This window comes from Syntrophotalea sp. (assembly GCF_050253115.1).
Taxonomy (GTDB): Bacteria; Desulfobacterota; Desulfuromonadia; order Desulfuromonadales; family Syntrophotaleaceae; genus Syntrophotalea; species Syntrophotalea acetylenica.
The window spans coordinates 1-14,882 of the sequence record NZ_JBFWJQ010000056.1 but is presented as its reverse complement, the minus strand read 5'-3'; the positions used below and the strand labels follow the sequence as shown (position 1 = coordinate 14,882).

The following is a 14,882-nucleotide window of genomic DNA, read 5'->3' as shown; positions in this document are numbered from 1 at the left end:
AAAGGTAGGGCTTCGAATAGCGATACAGACGCCTGTAGAGTAGCCGTGGGTTGTATCTCACGCAGAACGCTCCTTGGCTGTGCTTTTGCGGCTCAGTTCCGATACCATGCGGGCTACCCGTGCGGCGCAGCCGCCCTCACCCATGCGATGCTGAATGGCGGCGAGGCCGGCACGCATGGCGTCGTTGTAATCCGGATTCGTGAGAATCGCTTCAATCTCCCGTGCGATTTGATCCGGGGTTGCCTGCTGCTGTATGAACTCCTTGACCACACCACGACCGGCCACGATATTGGCCAGTCCGATAAACGGCACGCGGATCAGGCGCTTGCCGATGGCATAGCTCAACGGCGCCATTTTGTAGACAATGGCCATCGGAGTGCCGACCAGCGCAATCTGCAGGGTAACGGTTCCGGACACGGTAATTATCGCGTCGCAGGCCTTTATGGCATCGTAGATATTGCCGTCGGTCAGGGTCACGGGCAGGCCAAAAGGCGCCACCAGATCCTGCATATCCTGCCTGCGGAAACTCGATGCCACCGGCAGAAGAAACTGGGCATCGGGAAAAGATCTGCGCAGAAGAACCGCGGATTGCAGAATCGTTGTCGCAATATATTTCAACTCGTTTTTGCGGCTGCCGGGGAAAAGCCCGATCACGGGCCTGTCGGGGTCAAGTCCCAATGCCCGCAGATAACCACAACGTTCGCTGGGAATTTCAAACGCGTCAAGCAGGGGATGGCCGACATATTCGACATCGATGTCCAGGCCTTTGTAAAGCTCGGGCTCAAACGGGAAAATGGCGGCCAGTCGATCGACCACCGCGGCAATACGGCGCACCCTGCCCCGCCGCCACGCCCAAACCTGCGGACTCACATAGTAGACCACGGGCACCCCGGCCTTCTTCGCCTGGGCTGCCAGCAGCAGATTGAATTCGGCGAAATCGATCAGCACCAGCACATCGGGTCGCTGTGGTCCATACAGGATTTTTTTCAGGCGCCGGAAAGCGCGCCAGAGGGCCGGCAGGTGGCCCAGAACCTCCACCAGCCCCATAACCGCCAGTTCCTCACCGGGGATGAGGATTTCGCACCCCACCCTGGCCATGCAAGGGCCGCCAACGCCGAAAAACTGCAGGCCGGGATCAAGGTGACCCGCGGCTTCGATCAAATGGGCGCCATGCAGATCACCGGAGGCTTCGCCGGTGACGATCATGACACGACCGGTTGTTGGTAACGTGGGCATCTCTTCCGAACCTACAGGGCTGCGAGCAGAGTGCGGCAGACGAGATCGATCTGCGCCTCGGTCAGTTCCGGATACATGGGCAGGCTCAGCACCTCGGCGGCAATCCGTTCCGTAACCGGCAGGCAAACGCCGGCGCAGGCCCCGGCAAAGACCTCCTGCCGATGCAACGGCACAGGATAGTAGATGGCCGAAGCAATACCCTCGGCGGCCAGTGCCGCCTGCACTTTCGCACGATTTTTGAGGCGCACGGTATATTGATGAAAAACATGGGAACCGGCGCCCTCCGCACCAGGAATCAGAACATCGGCATGACGCAAGCGTTCGTTGTAGCGGGCGGCATTCTCGCGACGCAACCGGTTATAACGATCGATATGCTTGAGCTTGGTACGCAGAATGACCGCCTGCAGATCGTCCAGTCGGCTGTTATACCCGATAACCGCATGATGATAGCGCTCGCGGCTGCCATGGTTGCGCAGCATGACGATATCCTGCGCCAGACCGTCATCGTCGGTGACAATCATGCCGCCATCGCCATAACATCCCAGATTTTTGCTCGGGAAAAACGAGAAACACCCCAAATCGCCCCAGGCACCGGTCATGCGCCCCTGGTAGACAGCGCCGAAGGACTGGGCACAGTCCTCCACCATACGCAGCCCGTGCTTTTCGCACAAAGCGGCAATCGGCCGCAGATCGGCCGGCAGTCCGAACAGGTGCACGGGAATCACCGCCCGGGTCCTCTCGGTGATGGCATTTTCGATCCCGGCCGGATCGATATTGAAGGTAGCGGGGTCGATATCGACAAACACCGGCGTGGCGCCGACATAGGCAATGGCCTCGGCGGTCGCAATGAAGGTAAACGCCGTGGTGATGACCTCATCGCCCGCGCCGATGCCGGCAGCGCGCAATGCCAGATGCAGGGCATCGGTTCCGGAGGCGACACCAAACGCGTGCCGCACGCCGCAGTAATCGGCGATTTCCCGTTCCAGAGCTTCACCCTGCGGGCCGAGCACAAAGCGGGTGGACTCGAGAACCTCGGACAACCCCCGGCTAATTTCCTCCTTGAGACTTTCGTATTGCCCTTTAAGGTCAACCATGGGAATGGACATATATGTAAGTATCCTTTGTGTTAAAGGTGCCTGCAGTGCCAATAATAAAAGGCGAGGACTGGCAAAGGGGCCTCGCCTTGCGCGCAATCTGTCGGACAGCCGCCTCTCAGCCCGGCAGGATACCCCCCAGACAGCTGCTGATCTGCAAGGCCACGGCAAGCGCGCGACGGCCATCTTCGCCAGCGACAACCGGCGATGTCCCCGTCCTGACGGCTGCGACGAAGGCCGCAATCTCGTCCCGCAGCGCATCGCTTTCCGCAAATCCCTTTTCCTTCATGGTAATACCCGGCAGCCCTGGCAGCGCCATGCCATCACCGCCCTTGCGGCACACGGCGATGCGCCGTTTCTGGTAGTCGATCGAGAAATATCCGTCGGACTGAAATACCCGTACCTTGCGCATTGCATCGCGACTGACGCGACTGGCGGTCACGTTGGCAACGCAGCCGCTGGCAAACTCGAGCCTGGCATTGGCAATGTCGACTTCATGGGACAGCACCGGAACACCGGAGGCGTGAACCGCAACCAGTTCCGATTGCACCATGTTCAGGATGATATCGATATCGTGGATCATCAGATCCAGCACCACATTGACATCGGTCCCTCGCCCTCGAAACGGCGTCAGTCGGTAGGATTCGATGAACATGGGTTTGTGCAACTCGCCGTTCAACGCCACAATCGCCGGATTGAAACGCTCAAGGTGTCCAACCTGCAGCAAGACGCCTTGCTGCCGCGCCACGGCAATCAGTTCATCCGCCTCGTCCACCGTCTCGGTAATCGGCTTTTCCACCAGGACGTGCCGCCCAGCGGCCAGAAACTCCCTGGCCACGGCAAAATGCAGACGGGTCGGCACCACGATGGAAACGACGTCGATCCTGTCGAGAAGTTCACGATAATCCGCATAAGCGGCACAGCCGACTTCGGCGGCGACGCGCTCGGCGGCTTCCCGGTTCACGTCGGCCACACCGACCAGCTCGACATCGGTCAGTGCCGCGTACTTCTGGGCATGAAATCTCCCGAGGTAGCCAACCCCTATGACCGCGGCCCTCAGAGCGCTCACCGTGCCACGCCCCTTTCACTGGCCCGGATGAAGTCGACAAATGCGCGGATCTCGGGCGCATCGGAAATTTCGGCGGTGATGCGCGAAAGCGCTTCTTCCTGCCGCAGGTTGCTGCGAAACATCAGTTTGTAGGCTTGTTTGATGTCACGTACCAGAGCATCGGAAAAATTGCGGCGTTTCAGTCCGACCAGATTGATTCCGGCCGCTTTGGCGCGATCTCCCTGGGCGATGATATAGGGGGCAATATCCTGCGCCACCATGCTGCCGCCGCTGATCATGGCATGACACCCGACACGGGTAAACTGGTGTACCGCTGACAGTCCACCAAGGATCGCCCAGTCGTCCACCTTGACATGACCGCCAAGGGTGGCGCCATTGGCGAGAATGACCCGGTTGCCGATGGCGCAGTCGTGGGCGACGTGGGCGTAGGCCATGAAAAGGTTGTCGCTGCCGACCACCGTCTCACCACCGCCGTCCTGGGTGCCGCGATGCATGGTGACGAATTCCCGGATGGTGTTGCGATCTCCGATGCGCAGGGTGGACTGCTCCCCGTGAAATTTTAGATCCTGCGGCTCGGCGCCGATGCTAGCGAACTGGAAGATGCGGTTGTCCTTGCCGATCCGGGTCCAGCCTTCGACAACGGCATGGGCTCCGATGCGGGTGCCGGCGTCGATGCTTACATGGGAACCGATAACCGCATAGGGTCCTATTTCCACGCTGTCGTGGATGCGCGCGCCGTCTTCAACGATTGCCGTTTTATGAATCATGAGATTAATCCTGCGAACGGGGTGCAAAGACTGCTTTTAATTCCGCCTGCGCCACCAGGTTGCCGTCAACCATGGCTTTGCCATCAAAGACATGCAGGCCGCGCCGGTTGCTGATCATTTCCAGTTGCAGGTGCAGCACATCGCCAGGCCCCACCGGCCGCCGGAAACGGGCCTTGTCGATGCCGGTGAAATAAGGCACCTGATCGGCCTTGTCGCCGGCGGTCAGGGCGGCGACAGCTCCACCGACCTGGGCCATGGCCTCGATGATCAGCACCCCTGGCATGATGGGATGCCCCGGGTAATGTCCCTGGAAAAACGGTTCGTTGATGGTGACGTTTTTAATGCCAACGGCCCGCTTCCCCGGCTCCAGATCCACAATACGGTCGACGAGCAGAAATGGGTACCGATGCGGCAGCAATTTCATGATATCGAGAATTTCGAGGGTCATGCGGTTACCTTTCCCTTACCAGTTTTTCCAGTTCTTCAATGCGTTTCTGCAGACTGCTGACGGTCTTGCGCATGGACGGCAGGTTTTTCACGGCGGCGGAGGCCTTGAGCCATTCCCTGTGGGGCATGCCGGGCGTACCGGAAAAAACCTGACCGGCCGGCAGATCACTCATGATCCCGCTTTGCGCGGCAACCATGGTGTTGTCGCCAATCTTGATATGCCCGGCCAGGCCGGCCTGTCCGCCAATGGTGCAGTGGTTGCCTACCTTGCTGCTGCCGGCAATGCCGACCTGCGCCACCAGAATGGTATCTTCGCCAATGGTCACGTTATGCGCGATCTGCACCAGATTGTCGATCTTGGTACCGCGTTTCACCAGCGTGACCCCCATCGCCGCCCGGTCGATGCAGACATTGGCGCCGACCTCCACATCGTCTTCGAGCACCACGATGCCGACCTGCGGAATTTTATAGTAACCCCTGCCGTCGGGAGCGAACCCGAATCCGTCGGAACCGATAACGGCGCCGGGCTGCACAATCACGCGATGCCCGATGCGGCACCCTTCCCTGACCAGAACCCCGGCATGCACCAGACAGTCTTCCCCGACTTCCACCCCATCATAGAGGACCACCCCGGGATAGAGGATGGTGCCGCGGCCGATACGCACATTTTTGCCGACAACGCAGCCGGGATAAACGGTAATGTCCTCACCAAGCTCGGCGGTCGAATCGACCCAGGCCCCATCCATCACCCCCTGCGGCGCGGGGCGTTGCCCATGCAGCGCCGTGAGAACCTTGGCGAAAGCCAGGTAGGGGTTGTCGCACACCAGCATGGCAAGACCGGGGCATTCAAACCCCGGCTTGATGATAACAGCAGATGCGGTGGTATCCTTGAGCCTGGCCAGATACCTGGGATTGGCGACGAAGGTGATATCGCCGGGTCCGGCGCTGTCGATCGGTGCCATGCGATGGATGACGACAGAGCCGTCGCCAACCACCTCGGCGCCGAGCAGGGCCGCCAATTCATTCAGGGTCGGCATGCTATCTCCTTATTTTCCCTTGTGTTTCTTGTCGTAGGCCTTGACAACGGCATCGGTCATGTCAACGGCGGGATTGGTGTACAGCGTGGTGCTTTTTTCAATAATGACGTCGTAACCGCCTTTGGCGCCCAGGTCCTTGACGATTTTGGCCACTTCGTCGAGAATTTTGGAAGTCGCCTGGCGGTCCTCCCGCTGCAGTTCTTCCTGAGCGTCCTTGCCAAACCGCTGAAAATCCTTGATCTTGTTCTGCAGATCACGCTCTTTCTGGGCAGCGGCGTCCTTGGACAGCACCATCTTCTGCTTTTCGAACTCATCGTTGGCTTTTTTCAGAGCAGCCTGCCGACTCTGCATGGTCTTCTGAAACGACTCGGCCTTGGTTGCGATGGTCTTCTGCGCCGCCTGGCCAGCGGCCGAGGTACGCAAAACCTTCTGCAGATCGATAACGCCGACTTTTCCGGCGGCGCCGGCCGGTACCGCGGCAAAAAGCATTACAGCTGCCAGAAATCCACAAATCTTCTTCATGTCAGGCTCCTTTAGGGTAAGTGTATCGGCCCAGTTTTCTTATCGCACACACTGTGTGAAGGGCAGTTGTCAGCCGTGACTGCCCGGATCTCTTTCATTTAAAACATTCTGCCAACCGAAAAATCGAAGGCGGTAGGTTCTTCCCATTCCTCCGGGTCCAGATTGTAACCCCAGGCAAACCGCAGCGGCCCCATGGGGCTGTTCCAGCTGATGCCGGCGCCAACGCTGTAACGCATTTCGGAGAACATGGATTCATCAGTATCCCAGGCGTTGCCGGTATCGAAAAACAGCAGGCCCTTCATCTTCATTTCCTTCAGCAGCGGGAAGGTCAGTTCGAAATTGAACACCGCCTCCTTGGCGCCTCCGTAAAAATCGCCCGTCTCGGGGTCCCGCGGGCCGACTTCCCGGGATTCAAAGCCACGCAGGGAGTTCATGCCGCCCAGAAAAAACCGCTCGTCGAGAGGAATCGACTTGTCGCCCATTTCCTGGATATAGCCGAGCTGACCGTGAATGCTGAAGACCATGTTCCAGGGCAGCGGATAAAAGAACCGATGGTCGGCCGTGTACTTGATGAAACGCTCCGTACCTCCCAGACCGGCATATTCAACGGCGATTTCCGTAATGTTGCCGCGGCTCGGATCAGGGCGGAAATCGGTGGTGTTGCGGCTCAGGGATGCGGTGAAGGACGACAGCGTATGCTTGCCTTCCTGTTCCTTGATCATCCAGCTGGCGTCATCATCGACATCGGTAATGTTTTTCTTTTCATAGCGATAGACAAAGAAGGACCGGATATCGTCGGTAATCGGCAGGCCGAGCTTGATGTCACCACCGGTGGTTTCGCGCTCAAAATCGGTCCATTCCCGTTCGGTGTCGTAGAGATCGAAACCGAGGGCCAGATCGCGGTCGAGAAAATAGGGGTCGAGCAGGCCGATGCGGTAAACCGTGCGGCTGCCGCCCAGCGAACCGGACAGATCGAGACGCAAACCACGGCCGAGAAAGTTATCCTGGGACACGGAACCCTGCAGCATCAGGCCGTCGACGGAAGAAAAACCCGCACCGATGCTGAAACTGCCCGTGGCGCGTTCCTTGACATCGATGTCGACATCCATCAGTGACAGATCGTCGCCCTTGCGGGTGGTCAGATTGACTTCGTCGAAATATCCGAGATTGTTGATCTTGCGACGACTGTCCTTGATCAGGGAGGCGCTGTAGACATCCCCTTCCGCCAGCTTGACCTGCCGCCGGATGACCTTGTCGCGGGTACGGGTGTTGCCGGCGACGTTGATGCGGCCGATACGGGCACGGATGCCCTGCTCGACATCGAAGGTAATGTCGACCCTGCGGGTCTCTTCATTCACTTCGGTTTCGGGCGTGACGTTAACGTAGGCGAAGCCGGTATCGGCGTACTGATCATTGAGCTTGAGCATGTCCTCGCGCATGACTTTGCGACTGAAGACATCCCCTTCCTTCATGCTCATGACGCCGAGCAGTTCCTGCTTGTCCTTGAGCAGATCCCCCGACACATCCATTTTCCCGGCAAAAAACTGCGGTCCCTCCTCGATTTCGTAAAGCAGTTCCATCGACTTTTTATCGGCCAGCAGATTGGCCACAGGACCTTTGACGCGTACCTGGATGTAGCCTTCGTTGTAGTACTGGTCGGCAATAATGTCCCGGTCGACCTTGGACATTTCCTCATTATAACCACCCCGGCCGGTAATAAAGGACAAAAACCATTTCTCCTTGGACAACATGGCTTTTTTCAGTTGCTTGGCCTTGAAAACCGTATTGCCCTCGAAGCGGATATTGGTTACGTAAACCTTGTCGCCCTCATTGATATTGAAGGTGATGGTGGCTTCCTGGCGCTCGTTGATATCGACCTTCGCATCGATTTCGGTGGCGTAGTAGCCCTGCTGGACGTAGGCGCGTTTGATAATATCGGTGGCGTCACGAACGACCTGCGGACGATAGAATTCTATCTTCTGCGCATTGACCATTTCTCCGAGCTTCTCGGATTTTATCTCCGAGTTGCCGGTAAAGTTGATTTTCCGCAGCAGGGGCCGTTCGCTTACCTTGAATACCAGAGCCTTCTTGCCGTCGCGTTCAACCAGCTCGGCGGAAACATCCTGGAAGCGGCCGGTTTTGAAGATCGCCTCGATGTTACGGTCGATCTCCTCGACTGTAACGGAGGTGCCGGGCGCAACCGTCAGCACCCCTTCGATGTAACCGCGCTCGACGCGGCGGTTGCCGTCGATCAGCACCTGATCCACCTGAACCGGAGAAGCCATCCCGACGACCGGTATCAACCATAGCGATATCAGCCAGATTATCCAACGATTCTTCATGCATCCATTACTCCGAACAGGCAAGAAAGTGGGTCATTATAGGTAAAGATCGCGAGGGTGTAAACCCCCTCAAACGCCGGCGGCTCCGAGCACCAGGGGTTTTGGCGCATGGCGGAACACCGTGGCGGGCCGTGCCGGCATACATCAGGCGCAATCCGCGATCCGGCCGTCCGCCATATGGACAATGCGATCGAGCCCCGCGGCCAACCGCGCATCGTGGGTCACCACAACCAGGGTAAGTCCGCGGGTGTCATGAAGCCGTGTCAACAGGTTGTAGATGCCGTCCGAAGTGGCGCTGTCGAGGTTGCCGGTCGGTTCGTCGGCAAGCAGAACCCGGGGCGACATGATCAGCGCCCGGGCAATGGCCACCCGCTGCTGTTCTCCCCCGGAGAGTTCGCCAGGCTTATGGCTCAGTCGCGGCTCGAGTCCGACTTCGCAAAGCAGGTCTTTGGCGGCGGCTTCGGCCCTGGAGCGGGACCAGCGGGCGATCAGGGCCGGCATCATGACGTTTTCCAGCGCCGTGAACTCCGGAAGCAGCTGATGAAACTGGAAAACAAAACCGAGGGTGCGGTTGCGGAAAGCATCGAGTTCGGCGCCGCGCAGCCGGAAAATATCCTGACCGTCATACCGCACATCGCCGCTGCTCGGCTGATCCAGCCCGCCGAGAATATGCATCAGGGAGGTTTTGCCCGCGCCCGAGGCGCCGACGACCGCCACCCGTTCCCCCATGGCGATTTCAAGATCGACATGGGACAGGACATCGACCCGACGGCTGCCGCTGACAAAACTTTTGCACAAGCCCTGGACTTCTATCACCCTTCCCCCTACTCGTAGCGCAGAGCTTCGCCCGGATCCATCCGTGAAGCCCGCCATGCCGGATAAATGGTCGCCAGCAGACAGATAACCATGGCCGTCAGCGCCACCGCGATCACATCATCCGCGTTGACAACCGAAGGAAACCGCTCCATGCCATAAACGGCCTGGTCGAAAATCCGCACCTTGAGCAATCTTTCCAGCCCCTTGATGATGGGATCGGCATTGCCGGCCAGGGTCACACCCAGCAGCGTACCCAGCGCGGTGCCGAGGGAACCGACGATCAGACCCTGGAACACGAAGATCTGCAGGATGCTGCGGGAGTTCGCACCCATGGAGCGGAGGATGGCGATATCCTTGTGCTTTTCCATGACAATCATGATCAGGGTGGTGGCGATATTGAACGCCGCCACCAGTACGATGATGCCCAGCACGATAAAAAGACCCAGCTTTTCAAGTTTGAGGGCGGACAGAAAGGAACCGAACAGGTCCTCCCAGGAGCTGACCAGATACGGGTAGGGCAGGCTGTCACGCAGTCTCTGCGTCACCTGCCGCGATTGCTCGAAGGACACCAGTTCGATTTCCACGCCGCTGGCCTGCCCGTTGGCGTCGAGAAACTGTTGGGCCTGACGCAGATCGACGTAGGCGAAGTAGGCATCGAGAAAACCTCCCCGGTGCTGGAAAATACCCGCAACCCGGAAGGGTTTCATCTTGGGGATAAGACCGAACGGCGTAACATTGAATTTCGGCGGAATGACATTGACCGTATCGCCGAGGCCAACCCCGAGGGTCGATGCCGTATCGAGACCCAGCACGATGCCGGGCGGGCCGTCACTGCCGCTGTACAGCGCGGCCTGAACCTGCTCGTCGGTAGACTGAAAAAACGGCTGCCGAAAAACCTTGTTTCCCCGCTCGATCCCCTTGACGTTCACCGCGGCCACATTGCCCCGGGCCAGCAGCATGGCCTCCTTGCTTACAAAGGGGTTTACCGCCACGGCCTCCGGCACCTGTTGCCTGACGGTTTTCACCAGTTGCGGGTAGCCGTCGATGGCACCGCCCTGCTGCTGAATCAGGACATGAGGCACGTTGCCGAGAATCTGCTGGCGCACGCCGTCATGAAAACCGGTCATGACCGCCAGCACCACGATGAGCGCGGCAACCCCGAGGGTTACTCCGGCAATGGAGATGAAGGAAATGACCGAGATAAAGGTCTGCTTGCGTTTGGCCCGCAGATACCGCAGGCTGACAAACCATTCGTAACCCATGGATCTCCCGCAGGTAAAAAGGGGGCGGTGCCAGCAAACAACACCGCCCCACACAAAAATTATCTTGCTTCGGGGCGCAACTGGGGAAACAGGATGACTTCCCGGATCGAGGGCGCATCGGTCAACAGCATCACCAGCCGGTCGATACCGATCCCTTCGCCGGCGGTGGGCGGAAGTCCGTACTCCAGGGCGCGGATATAATCCTCGTCCATGGCATGCGCCTCTTCGTCACCGGCTTCCTTTTCCAGAAGCTGTTTGGCAAAACGCTCTTTCTGGTCGATGGGGTCATTGAGTTCGGAAAAGGCGTTGGCCAGCTCGCGCCCAACCGCGAACAGTTCAAAACGGTCCACGACCTCGGGATTGCTGTCGTTTTTACGTGACAGGGGCGACACTTCCGTCGGGTACTGGGTGACAAAGGTCGGATTCCACAGCTTCGGTTCCGCCACCTCGTCGAAAATTTCGGTCAGCAGCTTGCCATGGCCGATGCCGTCGTCGAAATCGAGACCCAGACTGCGGGCATAAGCCAGGCAGCGGCTTTTGTCCTCAAGCACATCCGGCTCCACGTCCCCGTATTTGAGAATCGCCTCCTTGACGGTGAGACGGTCCCACGGCGCGCTGAGATCCACCTCGCGGCCGCCATAGGAAAACCTGAGGGACCCGACCACCTCTTGCGCCACGTGGCAGACCAGCTTTTCAGTGAAATCCATCAAATCCTCGTAGGTGGCGTAGGCCTGATAAAATTCCATCATGGTGAATTCGGGATTGTGCTGAATGGAAATCCCTTCGTTGCGGAAATTACGATTGATTTCGAATACCCGATCGAAACCGCCCACCACCAGACGTTTGAGGTAGAGTTCCGGCGCGATGCGCAGAAACAGGTCCATCTTCAGGGTATTGTGATGGGTCACAAAAGGCCGCGCGGTGGCGCCGCCGGCAACCGGCTGCATCATGGGAGTCTCGACTTCCAGAAAGTCATTATCCACCATGTAATTGCGGATCAGGCTGATGATCCGGCTGCGCTTACGGAATACCTCCTGAACTTCCGGGTTGACGATCAGATCGAGATAACGCTGCCGGTAGCGCGTCTCCACGTCGGTCAGGCCATGCCATTTTTCGGGCAGGGGCTGCAGCGATTTGGTCAGCAACCGGACCGAATCGGCACGCAGGGACAATTCGTTGGTTTTGGTGCGAAACGGCTTGCCGGTAATGCCGACAATATCACCGATATCCAGCCCGCGAAACGCCTGGAAAGCGTCCTCCCCGACATTGTCGCGGCTCACGAAAACCTGCAGCCGGCCGCTGCGGTCCTGGATCTGTATAAAGGCAGCCTTGCCGAAGTCACGCCGCGCCATCATGCGCCCGGCCAGGGCATACAGAGCGTCGCATCCTTCGAGTGCGGCAGCGTCCTGCTCCCCGTGGGCATCGACCACATCCCCGGAGGTGGCCGTCACCGTAAAATCATTGGCATAAGGGTTGATACCCTGGTTGCGATACTCCTCCAGTTTGGCCCGGCGCTGCAGCAGCAGATCGTTGAGTTCTTCCATTTTTCCCTTTCCTTTTCCTTCCGGTTTGGCAAACAAGGCACCTTAAACAATGCCCCCGGGCAAGTCAAGGAGAAAGCCTGTTTTTACTGGCGGTTCGGAGCCGTCAGGCGGCCCGTTTCACAGCGGCCGGAGACTACTTTTCCGACAGCAGATAAGCCTCGATGAAGCCGTCAAGATCACCATCCAGAACCGCATCGGTGTTGCCGGTTTCGAACCCGGTGCGGTGATCCTTCACCATGCGGTAGGGATGCAGCACGTAGGACCGGATCTGGCTGCCCCAGCCGATCTCCATTTTTTCTCCGGCGATAGCCGACGCTTCCTCTTCCTTTTTACGCAGCTCCAGTTCGTACAGGCGCGCCTTGAGCTGTTTCATGGCCGTGGCCCGGTTTTTGTGCTGCGAGCGCTCGTTCTGGCAGGCTGCCACAATGCCGGTGGGAACATGGGTGATGCGTATCGCCGAGTCGGTCTTGTTGACGTGCTGGCCGCCAGCGCCGCTCGATCTGTAGGTGTCGACCTTGAGGTCCTTTTCATTGATTTCAACCTCAACGTCGTCCGGCAGCTCCGGAAAAACGAACACCGAGCAAAAGGAGGTATGCCGCCGTGCATTGGAATCAAAGGGAGAAATCCTCACCAGGCGATGGATGCCGATTTCCGCCCGCAACCAGCCATAGGCATGATCGCCGCTCACCGTCAGGGTCGCGCCCTTGATGCCCGCGTCTTCACAGGGCTGGTAATCGGTGATTTCCGCCTTGAATCCCTTTTTTTCGAAAAACCGTAGATACATGCGCAGCAGTATGTCGGCCCAATCCTGGGCCTCGGTGCCGCCGGCGCCGGCCGTGATGCTGAAAATGGCGTTACACGCATCGTGCTCGCCGGAGAGCATGCGGGTCAGTTCCATTTTTTGAATGCGGCGTTCCACCTCGGGCAGCAGCCCGCTGATTTCATCCAGGACCGCCTGGTCCTGCCCCTCGGCACCGAGTTCCGACAGAACCCGCAGGTCGTCGATTTCCCGGTGTGCCTCTTCGATTCCGGCTACCTGTTTTTCCAGGCCGGTGCGTTCCCGAAGCAGGTCCTGGGCACGGTCCCCCGCGTCCCAGAAGCCTGGACGGGCCATTTCCGCTTCGAGCTCGGCGATGCGTTCCTTCTTGGCATCGACATCAAAGATGCCTCCTCAGCTCGTCGAGCTTGTCCTGGAGGAAATTCAACATGTCATTGACTTCACGATACATATACCTGCCTCTTTCCGGCTTTGCACGGTGTCGACCCCCCAGACGGGCAGAATCGGCCATGCCGAAGTATTAAAGGTAGAATCCATCCGGAAACTCCGGATAAAAACGGGATAGAATGGACCAGGGAAGAGGGCCCGCCCGGGAACCGCTTCACTGTTAGGCGGCGCGATTATATCGGCTTGCCTTGCCGGGGGCAAGGTGTTGTTGCGAACCGGGATACTGTTCATAACCACAGTGCCACGCCCTTTGGGCAATGCACAACCAAGAACCGCCGTACCGGCAGACCGCAAAGCACGCCGCGCAGGCCTCCGGACCCAAAAACCGGGCAGTCATGCACAAACCTTTTTTCAGGGCCGGAATCAACCACTGTTTTTCCCTTGTCTTTCCTGCGGTTGGATGATTTTTCTCGCGAAATATTTTTTTCGATATAAGGTATTTTTTTACCTTTTTGTCTTGACTTTAACCCTGAATCTTCCTAGAAGGTTGCATCCTGAAAGCGCGGAATCAAGGATCCATCGCAATCTGCAGACAGAGCAGACAGATTGTGGATTGAAGGGGGTATTCTGCCCGAAAGCCTCGCTTCGGACCGCGTTTTGATCCGACGGTTGAAGATCTCCACGGCCTTGTCCCGATGACCTGGCTGCATTGAAGCACTTTGTTGCAGGTAATTTTCCAACCAAATCTAGGAGGAACACCATGGACGCAAAACAAGTCATTGACCAGATGGTTGAAAAGGCCCAGGTCGCCCTGGCCGAGATGAAAAAGCTCAACCAGGAACAGACCGACGCCATCTGCGAAGCGGTTGCCAAAGCGATCGAGGCAAACAAGGAAGAACTGGCCAAAATGGCTGTTGAGGAAACCCGCCTCGGCAAGTACGAAGATAAAGTGATCAAAAACCACTTCGGCTCCACCGTCATCTGGAACGACATGAAAGGCGTGAAGACCGTCGGCGTCGTCAAGGACGAAAACGACATCATCGAAATCGCCGAGCCTTACGGTGTCATCGCTGGCGTTACTCCGACCACCAACCCCACTTCGACGGTAAGCTTCAAGATCCTTTCGGCCCTCAAAGGCCGCAACGTGATCATCCTCGGCTTCCATCCCCGCGCCCAGAAATGCTCCGCCAAAACCGCGGATCTGGCCCTCGAAGCCGCGATCGCCGCAGGCGCCCCCAAAGACTGCATCCAGTACATCGAGCAGCCTTCCATCGAAGCCACCAACGCCCTGATGACCAACCCGGGCGTTGCCGTTATTCTGGCCACCGGTGGCGGCGCCATGGTCAAGGCCGCTTACAGCTCCGGCAACCCCGCCTACGGCGTCGGCGCCGGCGGCTGCCCTGTGTATGTCGCCAGCGATGCCGATCTCGACCAGGCCATGGCCGACGTGCTGCTGTCCAAAAACTTCGACCATGGTGTTGTCTGCGCATCCGAGCAGAACCTGATCTTCGACAACCCCGCAACCGCCGAAAAAGCCATCGCCAAACTGAAAGAACTCGGCGCTTATATCTGTAATGACGA

13 protein-coding genes are annotated in these 14,882 nt (G+C 58.3%); 1 reads left to right on the top strand and 12 read right to left on the bottom strand.

Translation table 11 applies throughout. From position 1 onward, the window contains the following. Nucleotides 1–57 precede the first annotated feature (57 nt). From lpxB to prfB, 12 genes are all read right to left on the bottom strand, one after another. Nucleotides 58–1,236, bottom strand: a complete 1,179-nt coding sequence (gene lpxB / locus AB7E65_RS07635; protein ID WP_428745584.1) for a lipid-A-disaccharide synthase — start codon at nucleotides 1,234–1,236, stop codon at nucleotides 58–60. Nucleotides 1,237–1,247: 11 nt separating this feature from the next. Further along, nucleotides 1,248–2,342, bottom strand: a complete 1,095-nt coding sequence (locus tag AB7E65_RS07630) for a DegT/DnrJ/EryC1/StrS family aminotransferase (RefSeq protein WP_072287331.1) — start codon at nucleotides 2,340–2,342, stop codon at nucleotides 1,248–1,250. 106 nt (nucleotides 2,343–2,448) lie between these two features. Further along, complete coding sequence (locus AB7E65_RS07625; RefSeq protein WP_428745583.1) at nucleotides 2,449–3,399, bottom strand: Gfo/Idh/MocA family oxidoreductase; 951 nt, start codon at nucleotides 3,397–3,399, stop codon at nucleotides 2,449–2,451. Continuing rightward, nucleotides 3,396–4,166: an acyl-ACP--UDP-N-acetylglucosamine O-acyltransferase gene (lpxA, locus tag AB7E65_RS07620; RefSeq protein ID WP_072287329.1), complete on the bottom strand. Its 771-nt coding sequence runs from the start codon at nucleotides 4,164–4,166 to the stop codon at nucleotides 3,396–3,398. The genes AB7E65_RS07625 and lpxA overlap by 4 nt, the downstream gene beginning before the upstream one ends. Nucleotides 4,167–4,170: 4 nt before the next feature. Beyond that, a complete protein-coding gene (gene fabZ / locus AB7E65_RS07615; protein ID WP_072287328.1) occupies nucleotides 4,171–4,614 on the bottom strand; it encodes a 3-hydroxyacyl-ACP dehydratase FabZ in 444 nt (147 codons plus the stop codon). A gap of 4 nt (nucleotides 4,615–4,618) precedes the next feature. Then, on the bottom strand, nucleotides 4,619–5,650 hold the full coding sequence (lpxD, locus tag AB7E65_RS07610) for a UDP-3-O-(3-hydroxymyristoyl)glucosamine N-acyltransferase (RefSeq protein WP_320360962.1): 1,032 nt from the start codon (nucleotides 5,648–5,650) through the stop codon (nucleotides 4,619–4,621). 9 nt (nucleotides 5,651–5,659) lie between these two features. Beyond that, complete coding sequence (locus AB7E65_RS07605) at nucleotides 5,660–6,172, bottom strand: OmpH family outer membrane protein (protein WP_072287326.1); 513 nt, start codon at nucleotides 6,170–6,172, stop codon at nucleotides 5,660–5,662. Nucleotides 6,173–6,270: 98 nt separating this feature from the next. After that, nucleotides 6,271–8,514, bottom strand: coding sequence for an outer membrane protein assembly factor BamA (gene bamA, locus AB7E65_RS07600; protein ID WP_428745582.1), 2,244 nt, complete (start codon nucleotides 8,512–8,514; stop codon nucleotides 6,271–6,273). Between the two features lie 144 nt (nucleotides 8,515–8,658). Continuing rightward, nucleotides 8,659–9,387: an ABC transporter ATP-binding protein gene (locus AB7E65_RS07595; protein WP_072287324.1), complete on the bottom strand. Its 729-nt coding sequence runs from the start codon at nucleotides 9,385–9,387 to the stop codon at nucleotides 8,659–8,661. Further along, nucleotides 9,339–10,592, bottom strand: coding sequence for a lipoprotein-releasing ABC transporter permease subunit (locus tag AB7E65_RS07590; protein ID WP_072287323.1), 1,254 nt, complete (start codon nucleotides 10,590–10,592; stop codon nucleotides 9,339–9,341). The genes AB7E65_RS07595 and AB7E65_RS07590 overlap by 49 nt, the downstream gene beginning before the upstream one ends. 59 nt (nucleotides 10,593–10,651) lie before the next feature. Further along, on the bottom strand, nucleotides 10,652–12,136 hold the full coding sequence (lysS, locus tag AB7E65_RS07585; RefSeq protein ID WP_320360959.1) for a lysine--tRNA ligase: 1,485 nt from the start codon (nucleotides 12,134–12,136) through the stop codon (nucleotides 10,652–10,654). Between the two features lie 133 nt (nucleotides 12,137–12,269). Next, a protein-coding gene (prfB, locus tag AB7E65_RS07580; RefSeq protein ID WP_145926421.1) for a peptide chain release factor 2 occupies nucleotides 12,270–13,365 on the bottom strand; the annotation gives its coding sequence in 2 pieces (ribosomal slippage) (nucleotides 12,270–13,304 and nucleotides 13,306–13,365; 1,095 coding nt in all). 696 nt (nucleotides 13,366–14,061) lie between these two features. Here prfB and AB7E65_RS07575 point away from each other — a divergent pair. Continuing rightward, nucleotides 14,062–14,882, top strand: an 821-nt coding sequence (locus tag AB7E65_RS07575; RefSeq protein WP_428745581.1) for an aldehyde dehydrogenase family protein, incomplete at its 3' end; no start/stop codon positions are given.